The sequence below is a fragment of the Micromonospora sp. NPDC049257 genome, from assembly GCF_040678915.1.
Taxonomy (GTDB): Bacteria; Actinomycetota; Actinomycetes; order Mycobacteriales; family Micromonosporaceae; genus Micromonospora; species Micromonospora antibiotica.
Window position 1 is genome coordinate 170,045 of the sequence record NZ_JBFAQU010000005.1, and the last position, 18,917, is coordinate 188,961.

The window sequence follows — 18,917 nt, forward strand, 5'->3', positions numbered from 1 at the left end:
CCACTCCGGACGGGCGGCCCCGCCGACCGGCCCGACAGACCGATCGACCGCCGACCGTGAGGGGAGAGCCCGGTGGACGCCGTCCTCGTCATCAACGCCGACCTCGGCCCGCTGCACCGGGTCACCGTCCAACATGCGATCCGGATGCTGTGCCGTCGGGTCGCCGAGATCCACGAGGCCGAGCCGGACCGGGTGATCGGGGTCTTCCCCGTCCCCCGGGTGGTCCGCCTCGTCCGGTACGTCGTCACCCGTTGGCGGTTCAGCGCCGGGCCGGCCTGGTCCCGGGCGGGGGTGTTGCGCCGCGACGGTGGGCGGTGCGCGTACTGCGGCGGGCTGGCCGGCACCGTGGACCACGTGCTGCCCCGCTCGCGCGGCGGCCGGAACACCTGGCGGAACACCACCGCCGCCTGCTACGGGTGCAACCAGCGTAAGGGGGACCGGACGCCGGCCGAGGCCGGCATGCCGCTGCGGCGGGAGCCGGCGACGCCGAGCTGGGCGAGCCTCGCCGGGCGGTGACGGGACCGGCCGGCGGGCACAGGGGGTCGCGTCGGGTACGCCCCGGCGCGACGCCCGCCGGCCCTCACCATCCCACCGGCCTCACCACCCGCCGTTGGCAGTCGGGGTGACTGACGGTCAGTGAACGCCCGTCGGAGACCAGGGGAAGTCGGGTGGGCGGCGTTCGTGGTGGGCGGCGACGCCCTCCCGGGCCTCGCCGCTGTCCTGCACCTTGCGGTGCCACCAGGCGATCCTGGCCGGTCCGGCCCGGTCGTCGATGATCTCCTTGGCGGCGGCGACGCTGAGCTGGGAGCGCGCGGCGATGGCGGCGGTGATCGCGGTGACCCGGCCGGTCAGGTCGTCGGCCACCTCGTCGGCCAGGCCGACCCGCAGCGCCCGTTCGGCGTCGATCAACTCGGCGGTGAAGATCAGGAACTTGGCCGTGGACGGGCCGACGAGCCGGGTCAACCGTCGGGTGCTGGGTGCCGGATAGACCAGCCCGAGCCGGGCCGGCGGCACCCCGAAACGGGCGTCCGGGGCGATGATCCGCAGGTCACAGGCGACCGCGAGCAGACAACCACCACCCACACAGGGGCCCTGCACCGCCGCGACGGTGGGCTTGGCGAACGCCGCCAACCGCTCCTCGGCGGCGACCGCGATGCCCGCGTCCCCGTGCTCGTCCAGCAGCTCGTCGAGGGTGCCGAGGTCGGCACCGGCGCAGAACGCCCCGTCGGCACCGGTGAGCACCAGGGCGCGCACGGCCGGGTCGGACTCCAGCCCGTCCAGCAGCACCGGCAGCCGACGCCACATGGCCGGGGTCATCGCGTTGCGCCGGCCCGGGTTCCGGATCGTCACCGTCGCCACCGCGCCGGTCACCCCGACGGTCAACTCCGCGTCCGACACCGCCACCACCCCTCTCGTCGCCGCACCGGCACGTGCCGCGTCGGTGCGGCGACCATAACGGCGCGGGCCCGACGACCACCCGGGAGGGGTGGCCGTCGGGCCCGCTGGCACGACGATCAGGTCAGGAGACGTCGAGCGCGGTGTCGTCGACCACGAAGGACGTCCGCAGCGAGGCGTCCTCGGTGCCGGTGAACTTCAGGGTCACGCTCTGGCCGGCGTACGCGGCCAGCGAGAACGAGCGCTGGGTGTACCCGGTGGCCTTGTTCAGGTTCGAGTAGGTCGCAAGGGTCGCCAGCACGGTGCCGGAGGAGTTGAGCACCTGCACGGTCAGCTTGTCGTACGCGGTGGTGGAGCTGACCTCCCGGGTGTCGATGTGCAGCCAGAAGCTGAAGTTGTACGTCGAGCAGCCGGCCGGCACGCTCACCGACTGGGAGAGCGTCTCGGTCAGGGTGCCACCGGTGCCGCCCAGCCAGGCGTTCCAGGTGCCACCGTGGGTGGGCTGGCTGGCGCCGTTCTGCCCGATGACGCCCGTGCTGGCCGCCCAGACCGTGTTGCCCGACTCGAAGCCGGGGTTGCCCAGGAGCTGGCCGGCGGTGCAGCTGCCACCGACGCTGCTCACGATCAGCGTGTAGCTGGCCGAGTGGGCCACCGCGCCGGTGCCGGTGACCGTCACCGGGTAGCTGCCGGCCGGGGTGCTGGCCGAGGTGGCGATGGTCAGGGTCGACGAGGCGCCCGAGGTCACCGAGGCCGGGCTGAACGACGCGGTCGCGCCGGTCGGCAGGCCGGACGCGGAGAACGTCACGGTCTGCGCGGTGCCGCTGGTGGTCGCGGTGGCGACGGTGGTGGCGACCGAACCGCCCGCGGTCACCGAACCGGAGGTCGGGGAGAGCGAGACGGAGAAGTCGTTACCGGTGGAGGAGCAGGGGGCGTCGCTGCCGGCGACGTTGACCGCGGTCCACGCCGCCTGGACGGCCTTGTACTCCGTGGAGCAGCTGCCGTACAGGTCGGTCGCCGCCTTGAGGCTGTACGCGCGGGCGGTGTTGGCCGGGGTGCTGGTGTTGACGTACGACGTGTTGGAGGTGAAGTACACGTCCAGGGCGCGGAACCAGATCTTCTCGGCCTTCTCCCGGCCGATGCCGGTGACCGCCGGGGCGGAGCCGCAGACCGGCGAGGTGCCGTACGACGTGGCACCGGTGCCCTCGGCGAGGTTGAAGAAGAAGTGGTTGCCGACGCCGGAGGAGTAGTGCACGTCCTTGTTCTTGGTGCTGGTGCTCCAGCACGAGTCGGACGAGCCGTCCAGCGACGGGTTGTACATGTAGCGCAGCGGGGTGCCGTTGCCGTTGATGTTGATCTTCTCGCCGACCTGGTAGTCGCCCGGGTCGCTCGGCGCGGCGGCGTAGAACTCGACCATGTTGCCGAAGATGTCGCTGGTGGCCTCGTTGAGGCCGCCCGACTCGCCGGAGTAGACCAGGCCGGAGACGGCCTCGGTGACGCCGTGGCTCATCTCGTGGCCGGCCACGTCGAGGGAGACCAGCGGCCGGGAGTTGCTGGCGCCGTCGCCGTAGGTCATCTGGGCGCCGTCCCAGAAGGCGTTGACGTAGTTGCGGCCGTAGTGCACCCGGCTGGGCACACCCGTGCCGTTGCCGAAGATGCCGTTGCGGCCGTGCACGTTCTTGAAGTAGTCGAACGTCTTGGCCGCACCGAAGTGGGCGTCGACGCCGGCGGACTGCCGGTTGGTGTTGGTGCCGTCGCCCCAGGCGTTGTCGGCGTCGGTGAACGTGGTGCAGGTGCTGGTGCCGTTGTTCATGTCGCAGGTGCGGCCGTTGCCGTGCGACGGGTCGATCATCTGGTAGGTGCTGCCGGAGAGCGTGGTGTCGATGCTGACCGAGCCGGTGTAGATGCCCTGGCCGCTGCCGACCACGGACTCGATCTCGTCGTGCGCGCCGATGACCCGGCCGGTGCTGGCGTCGGTGATGACGTGCAGCTTCGACGGGGTCTGCTGGTCGGCCTTCCAGCCGGACAGCACGGTCTCCCAGGCGAGCCGGCCCTTACCGGAGGTGGCGTCGACGAACAGTTCCGGCGTACCCACCTCGGTGATCTTGCCGGAGAACGCCTTGCGGGCCGTCGCCTTGGCCGCCGCCGGGCTGATCTTGGCGGTGGTGCCCAGGGCGAGCGGAGCGGACAGGCCGACCGAGGTGCCGGCGAGGGTCCCGTTGGGCGCGGTGTGGATGACGAAGTCACCGCCGTACACCCGCAGACCCTGGTAGGTGCGGGTGTAGCGGACGTGCGCGGCGCCGTTGGCGTCGACCTTGGTGCGGACGGCCTGGTAGGCCTCTCCGCTGGCGCCCTGCACGGCACCGGGGTTGCTGCGCAGCAGACTCTCGGCGCGGGCGGCAGGGGCGGTGTCCGGAGCGGGGGCGGCCGGGGCCGCCTGCGCTGCGGTGGCGACGCAGGTCAGCAATCCGCTGGTGAGCAGAGCTGTGCTGACGGCGGCGAGGGGTCTTTTCACGTGCCCTCCTGGCAAGGGAAAGATGTGACGGGGGTGGTCACGCATGTAGATATAGCGATACATCGAAGAAAAGAGAAGGGATGGAACGGTTCCATGACACGACACTGGCCGAACGGAGGAGGCACCTTGCCCAGGGAACCGATTGACGTCGATGCGCGTCGGAACGGCATGAGATCATCCGCCCTGGTCCTGACCACGATCACGGTTTCCCTCGGCCTGCTGACCGGCTGCTCAGCGAGTGACCCGGGCTCACCCGCGACGCCGTCCACCGCCCCCACCGGGACGGCCACCACCCCCGGCACCCCGACCACCACCACCCCCGCCGCTCCGACCGCCGCAGCCGGTGGCGTCACCCCGGGCGCGACGACCCAAGCCGGCACCACGCGGGGCCCCGGGGGCACCGGGTCCGCCACCACCGTCGACCGGGTCACCCTGACCCGCTCCGGAGGTTTCGCCGGGAACCGCGACACGGTGACCGTCGAGCCCGACGGTCGGTGGACCACGACCGACCGGGCCGGCACGACCCGTACCGGCCAGCTCACCCCGGCACAGCTCGACCAGCTCCGGACGCTCACCGGCCCGGCCACCCGCAGCCGCGGCGGCCCGCCCGACGGCCGCTGCGCGGACACCTACTCCTACCAACTCACCGTCGGGACCCGCATCGTCGAGTGGTCCGACTGCCCGAGCGGTCCGCAACCGCCGGCCGCCGCACCCCAACTGGCCGCCCTGCTGCTGAAGACCACCACGACCGGCTGACCACCGACGCGGTGGCCGTCGACCCTCCGAGCGGGCACCGCACCCGACCCCGGGTGCGGTGCCCGACCACACCCGATTCCGCCGCCCCGGACCGGAGAACCGCCCACCGTGAAATCGGGGGACCGACGACAAACCGGGGCGACACTGGTCGGATAACCTACCCGCTCCGATTCCCGCGAGGAGCGTTGTGCCGAAGAGACGACCCGCCGGTCCGCGCCGCCCGCTCGACCCGGCCGATCCGCGCCGCCCGGCCAGCCCGGCCGGTGCGCGTCGACCGGTCGGCCCGGCCGAGGTGCGCCACCAGGCCGGCCCGCGTCGACCGGTCGGCCTGGCCGGGGTGCGTCACCAGGCCGGTGCGCGTCGACCGGTCGGCCTGGCCGGGGTGCTGCCGGCGGTGGTCGCCGCCGTCCTGGTCTCCGGTTGCGCGGTGGCCGACGCCGGGCAGCCGGCGGACCCCGCCCCGACAGCGGCGGCACGGACGCTGCGGACCCCGGACACCCTGCTCGGTCTGCCCCGCTCGGGTGCCCCGCTGCCGGCCGGACTGCCCCGGTTCCGGCTGAACGAGTTGGCCCAGGAGGCCAGCCCGGCCACCAGCACCGTCGAGAGAACGTACGGCCGGGGCCGGAACGGCCCCGAGACGATCATCGTGAGCGCCGTCTCGGGCCGGATCACCGACCCGCAGGCCACCCTGGCCCGACTACTCAAGCCGTACCGGATTCCGAAGCTCAGGACGGTGGAGTTCGGCCGGTTCGGCGGCGAGGCCCGCTGCGGGCGGGGCCGGACCGCCGACGAGGGTCATCTCACCGCCTGCGCCTGGGCCGACCCGGAGATCGCCGGGGTGGTGGTCTTCCTGACCGCCACCAAGCAGCCCGACCGCAAGGAGGACTTCCTGGCGGTACGCGACGAGCTGGAACAGCCCACCGGCTGACCGGCCAGCCTCACCCGACCACCCGGAAACGCTCGGCCACGGCGACGGTGTCGTCGTCCACCCGGAACCCGGGGTCACCGAGCCAGCCCAGATAGTCCGACCCGTGCCAGTACCCCTCATGGCCGGCCCGCCAGGCCGCCACCGAGTCGTACCCCTCGCCCTCGTCCCGGGCGTGATCGAGGTCGACGTCACCGAGCCGGACCAGCCGTACCTCGGTCAACTCGATCACCGCGACCGGACGGTCGGCGGAGTCGACCACCACCGCCCGGTCACCCACGACGGGCAACGGCTCACCGTCACGCTCGTAATCCTGGAGCAGCCCGGTGGTGGAGGTCTTCTCCCCGCTGAGCACGGCGGCGACGAGCTGGTCGCGCAGCGGACCGGGAAAGGCGAACTCACACTTCGGCAGATCGGGAAAACTCGGCGTGGTCATCGGGCGACGGTAGCCGCCGACCACGCCGCCCACACCCGGTATTCCGGCGGCCCCGGGCGCAGAGCCCACCGTCGGCCGCACGACCCTCCTGCTCGCCGTGCCGGGCCAGGTAGAGCAGCCGCACACCCGTCGCCACCTCGTCAGGCTCGGGAGGCGCGAGCGTAACCCGCGCTTCCCGGCCACGCCGCCCTCAGGCCCGGGGGAACATCTGGCCGATGCGGATCCGGTTGCCGAACGGGTCCCGGATGCCGAAGTCGATGCCGTACGGGCGCTCGGTCGGCTCGTCGGTGATGTCGACGCCCTTGCCGACCAGATCCTCGTACGTCTTGTGGGCGTCGTCGGTGGTGATGCTCAGCCACCCGCCGATCGCGCCCTTGGTCAGCAGCTCCCGGACCTGCTCGGCGGTCGCCGGGTCCAGCGCGGGCGGGCCGGGCTTCTCCAGCAGCACCTCCCGCTGCGGATCGCCGGGCACGTTGACCGTCAGCCACCGCATGAAGCCCAGATCCTGGTCGGTATTGACCTCGAAGCCCAGCTTGCCGACATAGAAGTCGAGCGCCTCGTCCTGGTCGAGGACGTAGAGCTGGGACCGGGTGATCGCGTTCATCGTCATGCCGGGAACGCTATGCCAGGCCCCTGACCTGCTGCTTATCCAAAACTGCTGGGCCTGGTCCAGGCCTTGGCGAAGCAACTCGGCACCGGCCCGTCGCCCGCCGACCGGCTGCTGCGGTATCCGGTGGGCGACTCGCCGACGATCTGCCGGAAGGTACGGCTGAACGAGCCGAGACTGCTGAACCCGACGGCGTAACAGATCTCGGTGACGTCCCAGTCGGTCTCCACCAGCATCGACATCGCCCGTTCCACCCGACGTCGTTGCAGGTAGCGGTGCGGGGTCTCGCCGAAGGTGGCCCGGAAGGTGCGGATGAAGTGCGCCTCGGAGACCAGCGCGATCCGGGCCAGCGCCGGGATGTCCAGTGGTTCGGCGTACGCCCGGTCCATCGCGTCCCGGGCCCGCAACATGGCCCGGTTCGACTGCTCCACCGCACGACTCATCGGCCCCCGCCCGTCGTCCTAGCCCCGCGCCGACCAGGCTACCCAGCCGGACCGACCGGCGGGGCCCCGCCGCGACCGGCGACGATGCGTCCTGCGGAGATCCGGACCGCTCAGCAGCCGCTCCACCGGACCGGGAAGGAGACCTGCCGGCCGGCGGCCCGGCCGACGACCAGACCGTTGTCGGCGATCGCCTCGGCGACGACGCGGGTCACCGGGTCCGAGACGACGCTGCGCAGCGGCACCCGACGGTCAAGGTGATCGACCACCGAGTCGGAGAGCAGTCCACCGGATGCGTTGACGCCCGTCATTGCGATCAGTCCCGGTCTGACCGGCGTCGCCACCCCGGTGCGCAGGTCCCAGCGCACCATCTGCCCGTACTGCCCGTCCGCCGTGTCGGCGACCTGGCCGACCGCCCAGTTCCCCCGGGCCACCCGCACCGTCGACTTCACCGCGCCGGGCGCGGTGAGCCGGTCGACCCGTCCGTCGGGACGACGCACCCAGGCGACGGGCGGCGGGGCGACCCCGCGCTCCCCGCCGGCACCACGCGCACCGGGACCACGCACTCCGGGACCGTGCGCTCCGGGACCGTGCGACGAACGGTCCTCCTCGCCGGGGACCTCGCCGACGATGGTGCCGTCGTCGAGGATCGCCACCGGGAGGCCGCCGGGCTCGAGAACCTCGACGGTGTCCGGCCGGTCGACCGGCCAGCGCAGGGTCACCGGCTCCTCCAGGTAGCCGCCGAAGCCGACGATGTCCCCCCGGCTGTTGACGGCCGTGACATAGCCGCCGATCCCGCTCGGCGGCAGGGGCAGCCACTCCACCCGGCCGTCCCGGAAACGCCACGGTCGGTTGCCGGCACCGGTGGAGCTGTCACCGACCAGGACGCCGTGCCGGTTGACGGCCACCAGCAGCCCGGGTGATCTCGTCAACACGGTGACGCGGGGACCGTCCCACCGCACCAGCACCGGCTCCTGCCCCTGGTCGGTGGCCCGCCGACCGGTGCCGACGATGAACCGGCCGGCCGGGTCGACGAACATCGCGTCCCAGGCCAGGCCCCCACCGGCCGGCAGGGGCAGCGGATGCATCAGGCAGGCCGGGACACTGCCCGTCCTCGGCGCGGCCATGGCGACGCCGGGCGCGAGCAACGTCGCCGCCAGCAGACCGGCGGTGAGGATGGTGCACAGTCGACGCGGGGCGATAAGGATCATGAGGCAGCCCGTCTCAGCCGGTGGGGTGGGTCCTTCCACTCAACCAGCTCGATTCATCCACCGGAAGTGACCATTCGGTCACGCAGGGCGGAGGTGGCGGCAGGAGCGTGCCCGGCGGGTGTCGACGGATCGACAGGCGGCAACGCCAATGGCGGCCGTGCTGTGGAATTGGAGCCCCCGGCCGGGATCGAACCGGCGACATCTCGCTTACAAGGCGAGTGCTCTGGCCAGCTGAGCTACAGGGGCGCGTGGTGCGACGTCAGCATAGCGACTGACGTCGGGAAATCCCGGCCGGCAGGGTCCCCGAGCATGGAAAACGTCAATCTTCTGCCCGTCCCACCGACGAATCGGCGTACCGCACGCCCGTCAGGCGAGGGGATTGATGCCCGGCCGTGCCCGCCTGACCGAAATGCGTATGCCGTCCGTCCCACTCGATGTATCCCGTCTTGGCACGGCTGGAAATCCCGTTTACCGTGCAGTGACACGGATGACACCCGGGGTCGGCTGCGGCTGCCTCCCGGAGGTGGTCCGTGGGTCGGCACCGTGGGTGCCGACAGCTCCTTCACTCGGATCGTCCGGCACGTTCCTGCCGGTGAAAGGAAGCGCACCACCATGGCTACGGTCACGTACGCGAAGGCCTCCCGGATCTACCCGGGCACCGAACGCCCCGCGGTCAACCAGCTCGACCTCCAGATCGGCGACGGGGAGTTCCTCGTCCTGGTCGGTCCGTCGGGTTGCGGCAAGTCCACCAGCCTGCGGATGCTCGCCGGCCTGGAGGACGTCGACGACGGCGCGATCTACATCGACGAGCGGGACGTCACCCACCTCCCGCCGAAGGCCCGCGACATCGCGATGGTCTTCCAGAACTACGCCCTCTACCCGCACATGTCGGTGTACGAGAACATGGCGTTCGCCCTCAAGCTGCGCAAGACCCCCAAGGCCGAGATCGACCGTCGGGTCAAGGAGGCCGCCGGCCTGCTCCAGCTGGAGGAGTACCTCAGCCGCAAGCCGAAGGCGCTCTCCGGTGGTCAGCGCCAGCGCGTCGCGATGGGCCGGGCGATCGTCCGCGAGCCGCAGGTCTTCCTCATGGACGAGCCGCTGTCGAACCTCGACGCCAAGCTCCGCGTGCAGACCCGTACCCAGATCGCCTCGCTCCAGGCGAAGCTCGGCATCACCACGGTCTACGTCACCCACGACCAGGTCGAGGCCATGACCATGGGCCACCGGGTGGCGGTCATGCTCGACGGCGTCCTGCAGCAGGTGGACACCCCCCGGGCGCTCTACGACACCCCGGCCAACGTCTTCGTCGCCGGTTTCATGGGCTCCCCCGCCATGAACATCAAGACCGTTCCGCTCAACGAGCGGGGCGCGGCCTTCGCCGAGCTGCACATCCCGCTGACCCGCGAGCAGGTCGAGGCGGCCCGGGGCGAGGGTGGCAACGACAAGGTCACCGTCGGCTTCCGGCCGGAGGACTGCGACCTGGTCAGCCCGACCGAGGGCGGCATGCCGGTCGTGGTCGAGCTGGTCGAGGACCTCGGCTCGGACGCCAACGTCTACGGTCACGCCGCGCTGGAGGGCCACGAGGAGCGTTTCGTGGTCCGCACCGACCGGCGGACCATGCCGAACATGGGTGACACCGTGTTCGTCAAGCCGCGTGCCGGCCGCAACCACGTCTTCAACGCGGCCACCGGCCAGCGCATCTGATTCCACCACGCGAAAGGGGCGGTCCGCTTCGGCGGACCGCCCCTTTCTTCGTCTGTCGTCCCCCGGCCGTGCCGGCGGGTGACCGCCCCGGGACGGCCGGGTTCGCACCGGAGCCAGCGGCCGGTCTACCCGGCCGGGTTCGCACCGGAGCCAGCGGCCGGTCTACCCGGCCGGGTTCGCACCGGTGCCGGCGGCCGGGTCGCACCGGTGCCAGCGGCCGGTCAGCCTTCCGCAGCGCGGCGGCGGGCCACCTCGGCGAGGGTGACGGCGGCGGCGACGCTGGCGTTCAGCGACTCCACTTCGGAGATCATCGGGATGCTGACGGTCAGGTCGCAGGTCTCCCCGACCAGCCGGGACAGGCCACGCCCCTCGGAGCCGACCACCACGACCAGCGGACCGACGGCCGCCTCCAGGTCGTACAGGTCGGTGTCGCCGTCGGCGTCCAGGCCGACCACCATGAAGCCGGCCTCCTGGCACGCCTTGAGCGACCGGGTCAGGTTGGTGACCTGGGCGACCGGCACCCGCGCCGCCGCACCGGCACTGGTCCGCCAGGCGGTCGCGGTGATCCCGGCGGCCCTACGCTCGGGTACGAAGACACCCTGCGCACCGAACGCGGCAGCCGACCGGATCACCGCACCCAGGTTGCGCGGGTCGGTGACCCCGTCCAGCGCGACCAGCAGCGGAGCAGCCTGCTCCAGCGCGACGGCCACCAGGTCCTCGAAGGTCTCGTAGGCGAACGGCGGCACCTGGAGGCCGACGCCCTGGTGCAGCACACCGCCGGTCATCCGGTCCAGCTCGGCCCGGCTGATCTCCAGGATGGCGATGCCCCGGTCGGCGGCCGTCCGGGTGATCTCGTTGATCCGGTCGTCGGCGTCGATGCCCTGCGCGGAATACAGCGCGGTCGCCGGCACCTGGGCGCGCAACGCCTCCAGCACCGGGTTCCGGCCGACGAGCAGCTCCGGGGTGTCCCGGGACGGGTTCGACTTACGCCCCGGCGCGACCCGGGGACCACCACGGCCCGTACCCGCGCCGGCCCGACCGCCTGCGCCACCGCGACCCGTACCCGCGCCACCGCGACCGCCCGCGCCGGCCCGGACCGGGGCCATCCCCCGGGTGCCCTTGCCCCAGGTGGTGTCCTTGGTGCCGGGCTGGCCGATCTTGGGGGCCCGGCCCTCCTCGACCGCCGCCCTGCGCTCCTTGTCCTGCTTCCAGGCGGTGCGCTGGGGCAGCTTCTCGGTGCCCGAGTACGCCTTGTGCCAGGGTCGCTCGTCGGCGGGCAGGGTCTTGCCCCGACCCGCGAGGGAGTCCTTGTTCTTGCCACCGGAGCCCTTGGGGGCACCCGCCTTCGGCGTCAGTCGCCGGCCACGGCGCTGCGAGTTGCCGGCCATCAGTCCTGCTCTCCAATAGTCCAACGGGGGCCCTGGGGGGTGTCCTCGACGACCACGCCGGCCAGCTTGAGCTGGTCGCGGACAGCGTCGGCGGCAGCCCAGTCCTTACGGCTGCGGGCCTGCGCGCGCTGCTCCAGGGCCAGCGCGATCAGGGAGTCCACCACGCCGCGCAGGTCGTCGGCACGGCCGCCGCCGGCCCAGGCCGGGTCGAGGGGGTCCACACCGAGGATATCCAGCATCGCCCGGGTGGCGGCGAGGGTGGTGCGGACGGTCACATCGTCCCCCTCGGCCAGCGCGGTGTTGCCGTCACGCAGCGTCGCCTGGAGGACGGCCAGTGCGGCGGAGGTGTTGAGGTCGTCGTCCATCGCGGCGACGTAAGCCGCCGGCAGCTCCCCGAACTGCCCCGGGCCGACCCGCTCGACGGCCCGCTGGACGAACCCCTCGATCCGCCGGTAGGCCACCGCCGCCTCGCGCAGCGCGTCCTCCGAGTAGTCGATCCGGGACCGGTAGTGCGCCGCCGCGTAGTAGTAACGCAGCTCCACCGGGCGCACCCCGAGCGAGTCGACATAGCTCAGGTCGAGGGCGTTGCCGAGCGACTTGCCCATCTTGGCGCCGCCGATGCTGAGCAGCCCGTGGTGCACCCACCAGCGGGCGAAGGGCAGCCCGGCGGCCTGCGACTGGGCGATCTCGTTCTCGTGATGCGGGAAGATCAGGTCGAGCCCACCGCCGTGGATGTCGAACTCGGCCCCGAGGTAACGCTGGCACATCGCCGAGCACTCGATGTGCCAGCCGGGGCGGCCCCGGCCCCACGGGGACGGCCAGTAGGCGTCGGCCGGCTCGTCCGGCTTGACGCCCTTCCACAGCGCGAAGTCCCGGGGGTCCCGCTTGCCCCGCTCGGGGGCGTCCCCGGCGGACTGCATGTCGTCCGGCGACTGACCGGACAGCGACCCGTACGCCGGCCAGGAGGCCACGTCGAAGTAGACGTCGCCGGAGCCGTCGGTGGCCGGGTAGGCGTGCCCGGTCTCGATCAGCCGGGCGATCAGCTCGTGCATCTCCGGGATGTGCCCGGTGGCCCGCGGCTCGTACGTCGGCGGCAGCACGTTCAGCGCCCGGTAGGACCGGGCCAACGCCAGCTCGTTGGCGTACGCGATGGACCAGAACGGACGGCCCTGCTCCTGCGCCTTGACGAGGACCTTGTCGTCGATGTCGGTCACGTTGCGGATGAAGGTGACCTCGAAGCCGGCGGCCGACAGCCAGCGCCGCAACACGTCGTAGTTGACACCGGAGCGAAGGTGACCGATGTGCGGCGGGGCCTGGAGGGTGAGACCACACAGGTAGACCCCCACCTTGCCGGATTCCCGCGGGACGAAGTCCCGCACCGATCGGGTGGCGGTGTCATACAGGCGTAGCGTCACCGTACAAGGGTAGCTGTCCGTGCTCCCCGGGGTCTGCCCGAGCCGGGTCGTACGCTCCTGCTGTGGAGACGACGGCCCCCGGCGAGCCGGGCAACCAGACGCCTGCGGGTGGCGAGACGGCGCAGACCCTGGACCGGGGCCTGCGCCTGCTGCACCTGGTCGCCGACGCGTCGACCGGGCTGACCGTCACCGAGGCCGCCCACCGGCTCGGCATCGGCCGGGCCGCCGTCTACCGGCTGGTCGGCGCGCTGACCGGGCACGGGATGCTGCGCCGGGGCGGTGACGGTCGGTTGCGTCTCGGTGTCGGCGTGCTGCACCTGGCCCGGCGGGCCCAACCGCTGCTCGCCGAAGGGGCGCTGCCCGCGCTGCGGCGGCTCGCCGAGCAGACCGGGGCGACCGCGCACCTGACCGTGGTGGAGGGCGGCGAAGGGGTGGCCCTGGCCGTGGTCGAGCCGAGCTGGACGTCGTTCCACGTGGCGTACCGGCCGGGGACCCGGCACCCGCTGGAACGCGGGGCCGCCGGGCGGGCCGTCCTCGCCGGGCGGGCCGGCCTCACCGCCCCGGTGAGCACCGCCGGGGAACTCCAGGCCGGGGCGTACGGGGTGGCCGCGCCGGTGCTCGGGGTGCCCGGCCTGGAGGCGAGCGTCGGGGTGATCTCGCTGGCCCCGCTGCCGGTCGACACCGTCGGCCCGCAGGTCACCACCGCCGCCCGGACGATCGCCACCGCCCTGTCCTGACCGCCCGCACCGTCGGGAAGAGCGAGGATGATCGACTCACGTGGGCCTTGGTAGCGGTCTCCCGCCGAGTCTCACCCCGCAACTTCGGCCCAGGTGAGTCGATCAAGACGCGCCATCGCCGGCCGCCCACCTGTCCGCGCGACGGAAGGGGGCGGCTGGATCGTGGGCGGCGGATCGGTTGCGCCGCCTTACCACATGGCACGGTGTGAGGGGGCTTGTCCACAGGGGCGGGGGGCGCGGGCGGGCGCGGTTGTCCACAGGGGTGTCGCCGGACGGCCGGGCGGCCCGAGGCTGGTGTCATGCCACCTCAACCGCATCGGCCGGAGGCCCTCGCCTGGCAGGTGTTCCGCGGCTCGGACGCGATCCGGCGTGGCCTGCTCACCCGACACCAACTACGCGGGGCAGCCTGGCTCCGCCTCGGTCACGACGTGTACGCCGACGCCCGCCTCGACCGGGACCACGCCCTGATCTGCCGCGCCGCCATCCTTCGGATGCCCGCCGGATCGGTCATCGCCGGCCCGTCGGCGGCGTATCTGCACGGGGTGGAGCACGCCGCCGGCTTCGGTGACGAGGTGCACGTGCTCGTGCCCCGGGCGGCGCGGGTCGGCTCCCAGGGAGCCACCACGGTCACCTCCCCCGGTGGGGTCCGGCTCGGCTCCCCCGGTGGGGTCCGGCTCGGCTCCCCCGGTGGGGTCCGGCTCGGCTCCCCGGGTGGTATCCGGGTGCACTCGGTAGCCGACCCCGGCGGACCGGCCGGGTCCCGGCGACCGCCCCCGTCCGACCATCACCCTGAAGCCACCCCACTCGACCTCCCCGGGACCGCCAGGCACGACCTCCCTCGGACCGCCAGGCACGACCTCCCTCGGACCACCAGGCTCGACCTCCCTCGGACCACCAGGCTCGACCGCTCTGCAGCCGTCCCACCCGGGCTGCCTGCGGCCACCACGCTCGGCCCGCCTCCGATGCCGCTCAGCCCGCCCCGGTCGTCTCCTGCGCTCGCCGCCTGGGAGACAGCGGCGTGGCTGGAGCCGGTCCGCGCGGTGGGGATCGTCGACGCACTGCTCGGTGGCGGCCTGACCAGCCCGGCCGCGCTCGCCGAGATCGCGCAGCGGTTCGCCGACCGGCGGGGCGGTCGACGGGCCAGCCGGGTCTTCGCCCTGGCCGACCCGGCCGCACAGTCGCCACCCGAGTCGCACCTGCGGGTCCGGCTCGTGCTGGCCGGCCTACCCCGGCCGGTCGCCCAGCATGCCGTACGGCTGCCGTCCGGTCTGGTGTTGCATCCCGATCTGGCGTGGCCGGAGTTCGGGGTGGCGGTGGAGTACGACGGCCACTGGCACACCGACCCGGACCAGATGCACCGGGACCGCCGCCGGCTCAACCAGTTGATCGCTGCCGGCTGGGTCGTGCTGCATGTGACCAGCCGTCGCCTGCGGGACGACTTCCCCGCCGTGCTCCGCGAGGTGCGCGACGTCCTCGCCCAACGGGGTTGGCGCCGATGATCCACTCCCTTGGGCCGATGTTGCGGTATCCCGCCCACCCCGAAACCGCAATATCGCCCCCCTTGAGTCGATCATCGACGGACCACGACCGGCCAGGGCGGGACGCGGAGGGGCCCGGACGACCTCCGTCGTCCGGGCCCCTCCTGGGAACGTCGAGCGTCAGCCCAGGTGTCGGGCGTCAGCCGGGGTGCCGCGCGTCAGGGAGCGACGTTCGGCTTGAGCGGGCTGCGCACCGCGGCGTTCGCGTCCACGATGCCGTACCCGTAGAAGCCGTTGAAGTTCAGCGACCCGGCGCAGTACGCGTCGAACTCGGTCGACCGGCCCTCGTTGGCGTAGCTCTGCAGGCGCGGCTCCGGGCAGGCGTGCTCGGCGGCGGTCCGGTAGAGGTGCTGCTCCACCTTGGCCGGCGCCAGGCCGTAGCCGTCCTTCCCCTCCTTCTTGCCCCACTTGCTGACGATCAGCGCGGCGACCCCGCTGACGTGCGGCGACGCCATCGAGGTGCCCTGCAGGTAGGTGTAGTAGCCACACTCACCGGCGGTGGTGCACTGCTTGAACACCGAGTTCTCGAAGCCCGGCACGACGTTGCCGTTCTCGTCGACCGAACCCTCCTCCTGGAGCACCTTCTTCGGGTACGTGGAGAGGATCATGTTGGCGTCGGTGCGGTAGGTGTCGGTGCCGAAGCCGTCGCGGAACCAGCCACCCGGCGCGGCGACCGAGATCTGCTCGGTGCCGTAGTTGGAGTAGTCGGACTTCTTGCCGGACGGTCCGACGGCGGACACGCCGATCACGTGCGGACCCTCCACCGGGAAGTCCCAGCAGCTGTCGTTGTCGATCGGGCGCGGGTACGGGTCGGCGCCGTAGTCCGGGCTGGACACGTCGGTACGGGGTGCGCCGAGGTCCTCGTGGTTGTTGCCGAGCGAGCCGACCAGGGTGACGCCCTTGTTGTGGGCGAAGTTCAGGGCCCGCTTCATCGCCTTGATGACGGCCCGCTGCTCGGCCTGCGACTCGGGCGAGTCGGCCGGGTTGGCGGTGCAGTTGTAGAGCCACGGGTCGACGTAGAACGACATGTTGACCACGTCGAGGCCGGACTTGCCGGCGTGCACCAGGGCGTTGACGACCGGGTTGAGGAAGAAGTATCCCGAGTCCTGGCCGCCCTTGAGCTCCACCAGCGAGACGTTCGGGGCGACACCGGACAGGCCGAAGCCGTTGGCCGCCGCACCGATGGTGCCGGCGACGTGGGTGCCGTGCCCGCCGTCGTCGGTGCCGACCGGGTCGAGGCAGCTCGCCACCTCGCACGGGCCGTCGACGTCGGCGATGTCCGGGGCGAAGTTGCGCGACAGCGCCCAGTTGAAGTTGGGCGCGAGGTCGGGCTGGCTGGCGTCGACGCCGGTGTCCAGGATGCCGACGGTGACCCGCTTGTCGCCCGGCATGACCTTGCGGGCCTTGTCGGCCCTGATCATGCCGAGGCCCCAGAGCTTGTCGTCGAGCGGGTCGAGCTTCTTGCCGTTGGCGTTGCCCTTGGCCTTGACCGCCTGCTTGGTCTGGGTCAGCAGGTTCTCCTGCGCGACCCGGTCCAGCTTGGGCTTACGGCCGATGGCCCGCTGCTCGGCCGCGCCGACCAGCGCGGAAGCGGCGGTGACCCGGCCGGCGAAGTCGGCCCGGTCGCTGGTGACCTGGAACAGACCGACGTCGTCCGTACGGGACACGACGGTGCCACCGGCGGCGCGGATCGCGGCGATGGCCGCATCCGCCGAGACGCCGTCCTCGGCCACCACGGTGAACGTACGGCTGGTGGTCGGCCCGGCGTTCGCCGGGACGGTCAGGCCGGTCACCGTAAGTGCCAGGGCCGCCGCGGTCGCGACGGCTCCGGCGGTGAAGCGCTTGCTCACCACATCAGATCCTCTCGTTGAGGGACGTGGCAGCCATCCCATAGCACCGGCGACGATTCCGCCAGATACAAGTCGGATTTGGCCTCGCATCAGGCATTCGTCGGTTGCAGGCTGCGCAGCGCCGCCGGCAACCCGGTGAGCGTGCCTACCTCGGCGTCGGGGCGTACCCCTTCGGGGAGAGGAAGTCCGAGCCGGTTGAGCCAGATGCCGCGCATTCCGGCCTGCTGGGGGCCGAGCACGTCGTGGGAGATCGAGTCGCCGACGTACGCGATCCGTTCCGCCGGCACCCCGGCGGCGGCGACGACCGCGGCGTAGAACGCCGGGTCGGGCTTCTTGGGCAGGCCGCCCTCGTGGGCGTACAACTCGAAGGCGAACTCCCCGGGCAGGCCGCAGCGTTCGGCCCGGCTGTTGCCGTTGGTGGCGTACCCGAGGGTGAAGTCGGCGCGCAGGGCGGCCAGCGCCGGCAGGGTGTCGGGGTACGGGTGGCTGAGCGCGTAGCGCCTGGTGAAGAAGAGTTCGGCGAACTCGTCGAGCTGGCCGACCAGCCCGGCCCGGTCGAGGGACCGGGCCAGCGCGGCCCGGCGGATCTCCATCACCGGTGCGGCGGTCATCGACCCGAAGACCGCCTGCCAGTCGGACTCCACCTCGGCGAGGGTCACCCCGGCCGCCACCGGGGTCCGGCGACGCATCTCCTCCAGTACGGCCACCAGGGCGCCGGTGACCGCCGGCCGCAGGTCGATCAGGGTCTCGTCGGCGTCGAACACCACCACGCTGAGCATGCCCGACACCCTCTCACGTCGTCGTACCCGGCCACGCCGAGCAGGTCGCCACCCGGTCACGGCAGCGCCGATCCACCCGACTCAGTTCAGCGCCGCGTGACCGCCCCGGCCCAGGTCATCGCCGCGTGACCGCCCGGCCCAGGTCAGTGCCGGCTCGCCCACCCGGATCAGGGCCCGCTCGTCCGGCTCAGGTCAGGGCCGGCTCGTCCGTCCGCTCCGCCGCCCGTTCGATGCGGCCCTCGCGCAGCTCGTCGAGGCGGACCAGCGCCACCCCGGCGACGATCAGCGCACCCCCGGCGAGCTGCACCGGCACCGGCAGCTCACCCAGCACCAGCCAGGCGATGAGCACCGCGAACATCACCTCGGTCAGCCCGACGAACGACGACAGCCGGGCCCCGAGGATGCGGGTCGCGGCGATCCCGGTCAGGTAGGCCACCACGGCGGCGATCAGTGACAGCCCGGCGATCGGGACGAGCCAGCTGGTGCGCTGCCCGGCGAAGTCGACCGCGCCGAAGGTGGCCCGCAGCGGCAGCACCCCGACCAGGCCGAGCAGGGCCAGCACGGCTGCGCCGACGGCCATCCCGCCGCTGGCCATGGTGACCGAGGGCAGGTCGGCGTCGACCCGCGCGGCGAGGACGAAGTAGCCGGCCAGCCCGACAGCCGCGCCGAGACCCCAGAGCACGCCGACCGGGTCGAGCCGGCCCGCGCCGGTCAGGTCGAGCACCAGGACGAGCCCGGCCAGGGCGGCCAGCGAGCCGACCACGGTGAGCCTGCGGGGGCGCTGCCCGTGCACCAGCCACAACCAGCCGACCACGAGGATGATGCCGAGGTATTCCAGCAGCAGGGCCACCCCCACCGGCAGGTAGCGGACGGCGTTGAAGAAGCATGCCTGGGCGGTGGCGACGCCGAGCAGACCGAAGACGGTGACCGGGCCGAGGTTGCGGCGCAGCACGCCGGCCCGGCCGCGCAGCGCGAGCACGGCGGGGACGGCCAGCACCAGGGCGGCCAGGCCGACCCGGGCGACCACGACGGCCTCGGCCGACCAGCCGGCCTCGATCAGCGAGCGGGCAAAGGTGCCGGAGGTGGCGAACGTGACGGCGGAGAGCAGGGCGAGCGCCAGCCCGGTGCCGGCGGTGGATCGGTGCGGCATCGGGGCTCCTCGGGCGTGACATCAGCAAAGTAGGATTACGCCGGTGACGCTAGCGGCCGACTACGACAGGGGTC

Annotated in this window: 17 protein-coding genes and 1 tRNA gene; 6 read left to right on the plus strand and 12 right to left on the minus strand. The window is 72.5% G+C overall.

The features are described from left to right. The first annotated feature begins 72 nt into the window (after positions 1-72). Positions 73-516 carry an HNH endonuclease gene (locus AB0K25_RS10910; protein ID WP_219464999.1) on the plus strand — a complete coding sequence of 148 codons (444 nt, stop codon included), beginning with the start codon at positions 73-75 and terminating at the stop codon, positions 514-516. A gap of 117 nt (positions 517-633) precedes the next feature. On the opposite strand, the gene AB0K25_RS10915 is transcribed toward AB0K25_RS10910, so the two are convergent. Together AB0K25_RS10915 and AB0K25_RS10920 are read right to left on the minus strand one after the other, a co-directional pair. After that, the gene (locus AB0K25_RS10915) at positions 634-1,404 is read right to left on the minus strand and encodes an enoyl-CoA hydratase/isomerase family protein (RefSeq protein ID WP_357536410.1); all 771 of its coding nucleotides are present in this window, start codon (positions 1,402-1,404) and stop codon (positions 634-636) included. A gap of 115 nt (positions 1,405-1,519) precedes the next feature. Beyond that, the gene (locus tag AB0K25_RS10920; RefSeq protein ID WP_363819748.1) at positions 1,520-3,907 is read right to left on the minus strand and encodes a M4 family metallopeptidase; all 2,388 of its coding nucleotides are present in this window, start codon (positions 3,905-3,907) and stop codon (positions 1,520-1,522) included. A 168-nt stretch (positions 3,908-4,075) separates the two neighbouring features. Here AB0K25_RS10920 and AB0K25_RS10925 point away from each other — a divergent pair, with 168 nt between their 5' ends. Continuing rightward, positions 4,076-4,663 (plus strand): hypothetical protein, encoded by a 588-nt coding sequence (locus AB0K25_RS10925; RefSeq protein ID WP_363819751.1) that lies wholly within the window; start codon positions 4,076-4,078, stop codon positions 4,661-4,663. Between the two features lie 187 nt (positions 4,664-4,850). Next, positions 4,851-5,591, plus strand: coding sequence for a hypothetical protein (locus AB0K25_RS10930; RefSeq protein ID WP_219465004.1), 741 nt, complete (start codon positions 4,851-4,853; stop codon positions 5,589-5,591). Between the two features lie 10 nt (positions 5,592-5,601). On the opposite strand, the gene AB0K25_RS10935 is transcribed toward AB0K25_RS10930, so the two are convergent. The 5 genes from AB0K25_RS10935 to AB0K25_RS10955 all read right to left on the minus strand — a co-directional run bounded on the left by AB0K25_RS10935 (position 5,602) and on the right by AB0K25_RS10955 (position 8,528). Next, on the minus strand, positions 5,602-6,024 hold the full coding sequence (locus AB0K25_RS10935; RefSeq protein ID WP_219465006.1) for an ASCH domain-containing protein: 423 nt from the start codon (positions 6,022-6,024) through the stop codon (positions 5,602-5,604). A gap of 190 nt (positions 6,025-6,214) precedes the next feature. Beyond that, positions 6,215-6,634 (minus strand): VOC family protein, encoded by a 420-nt coding sequence (locus AB0K25_RS10940; protein WP_091247537.1) that lies wholly within the window; start codon positions 6,632-6,634, stop codon positions 6,215-6,217. Between the two features lie 35 nt (positions 6,635-6,669). After that, entirely contained in the window at positions 6,670-7,062 is a 393-nt protein-coding gene (locus AB0K25_RS10945) for an AraC family transcriptional regulator (protein ID WP_357536419.1), read from the minus strand. Between the two features lie 122 nt (positions 7,063-7,184). Continuing rightward, positions 7,185-8,282, minus strand: a complete 1,098-nt coding sequence (locus AB0K25_RS10950; RefSeq protein ID WP_219465009.1) for a hypothetical protein — start codon at positions 8,280-8,282, stop codon at positions 7,185-7,187. Between the two features lie 169 nt (positions 8,283-8,451). Beyond that, positions 8,452-8,528, minus strand: a tRNA-Thr gene (locus AB0K25_RS10955). 366 nt (positions 8,529-8,894) lie between these two features. Between AB0K25_RS10955 and ugpC the strand changes: the two genes are divergently transcribed. Further along, a complete protein-coding gene (ugpC, locus tag AB0K25_RS10960) occupies positions 8,895-9,986 on the plus strand; it encodes a sn-glycerol-3-phosphate ABC transporter ATP-binding protein UgpC (protein WP_219465011.1) in 1,092 nt (363 codons plus the stop codon). A gap of 221 nt (positions 9,987-10,207) precedes the next feature. Here ugpC and rlmB read toward each other — a convergent pair whose 3' ends face one another. Together rlmB and cysS are read right to left on the minus strand one after the other, a co-directional pair. Continuing rightward, a complete protein-coding gene (rlmB, locus tag AB0K25_RS10965) occupies positions 10,208-11,374 on the minus strand; it encodes a 23S rRNA (guanosine(2251)-2'-O)-methyltransferase RlmB (RefSeq protein WP_219465013.1) in 1,167 nt (388 codons plus the stop codon). Continuing rightward, positions 11,374-12,789 (minus strand): cysteine--tRNA ligase, encoded by a 1,416-nt coding sequence (gene cysS / locus AB0K25_RS10970; protein ID WP_219465014.1) that lies wholly within the window; start codon positions 12,787-12,789, stop codon positions 11,374-11,376. The genes rlmB and cysS overlap by 1 nt, the downstream gene beginning before the upstream one ends. Before the next feature lie 62 nt (positions 12,790-12,851). On the opposite strand from cysS, the gene AB0K25_RS10975 reads away from it, so the two are divergent. Both AB0K25_RS10975 and AB0K25_RS10980 read left to right on the plus strand, forming a co-directional pair. Continuing rightward, positions 12,852-13,526: a helix-turn-helix domain-containing protein gene (locus AB0K25_RS10975; RefSeq protein WP_219465015.1), complete on the plus strand. Its 675-nt coding sequence runs from the start codon at positions 12,852-12,854 to the stop codon at positions 13,524-13,526. Positions 13,527-13,825: 299 nt separating this feature from the next. Next, positions 13,826-15,025, plus strand: coding sequence for a hypothetical protein (locus AB0K25_RS10980; protein WP_363819758.1), 1,200 nt, complete (start codon positions 13,826-13,828; stop codon positions 15,023-15,025). Between the two features lie 197 nt (positions 15,026-15,222). Here the strand turns inward: AB0K25_RS10980 and AB0K25_RS10985 are convergent, their stop codons facing one another. From AB0K25_RS10985 to AB0K25_RS10995, 3 genes are all read right to left on the minus strand, one after another. Then, complete coding sequence (locus AB0K25_RS10985; protein WP_363819761.1) at positions 15,223-16,914, minus strand: S8 family serine peptidase; 1,692 nt, start codon at positions 16,912-16,914, stop codon at positions 15,223-15,225. Positions 16,915-17,003: 89 nt separating this feature from the next. Continuing rightward, on the minus strand, positions 17,004-17,693 hold the full coding sequence (locus AB0K25_RS10990) for an HAD family hydrolase (RefSeq protein ID WP_363819764.1): 690 nt from the start codon (positions 17,691-17,693) through the stop codon (positions 17,004-17,006). Positions 17,694-17,880: 187 nt separating this feature from the next. After that, positions 17,881-18,843, minus strand: coding sequence for an EamA family transporter (locus AB0K25_RS10995; protein WP_219465019.1), 963 nt, complete (start codon positions 18,841-18,843; stop codon positions 17,881-17,883). Positions 18,844-18,917 lie beyond the last annotated feature (74 nt).

Coding starts and splice junctions, on each gene's coding strand:
- rlmB (WP_219465013.1), bottom strand. CDS start 11,374: ATGGCCGGCAACTCGCAGCGCCGTGGCCGGCGACTGACGCCGAAGGCG.
- AB0K25_RS10935 (WP_219465006.1), bottom strand. CDS start 6,024: ATGACCACGCCGAGTTTTCCCGATCTGCCGAAGTGTGAGTTCGCCTTT.
- AB0K25_RS10950 (WP_219465009.1), bottom strand. CDS start 8,282: ATGATCCTTATCGCCCCGCGTCGACTGTGCACCATCCTCACCGCCGGT.
- AB0K25_RS10925 (WP_363819751.1), top strand. CDS start 4,076: ATGAGATCATCCGCCCTGGTCCTGACCACGATCACGGTTTCCCTCGGC.
- AB0K25_RS10990 (WP_363819764.1), bottom strand. CDS start 17,693: ATGCTCAGCGTGGTGGTGTTCGACGCCGACGAGACCCTGATCGACCTG.
- ugpC (WP_219465011.1), top strand. CDS start 8,895: ATGGCTACGGTCACGTACGCGAAGGCCTCCCGGATCTACCCGGGCACC.
- AB0K25_RS10995 (WP_219465019.1), bottom strand. CDS start 18,843: ATGCCGCACCGATCCACCGCCGGCACCGGGCTGGCGCTCGCCCTGCTC.
- AB0K25_RS10940 (WP_091247537.1), bottom strand. CDS start 6,634: ATGACGATGAACGCGATCACCCGGTCCCAGCTCTACGTCCTCGACCAG.
- AB0K25_RS10980 (WP_363819758.1), top strand. CDS start 13,826: ATGCCACCTCAACCGCATCGGCCGGAGGCCCTCGCCTGGCAGGTGTTC.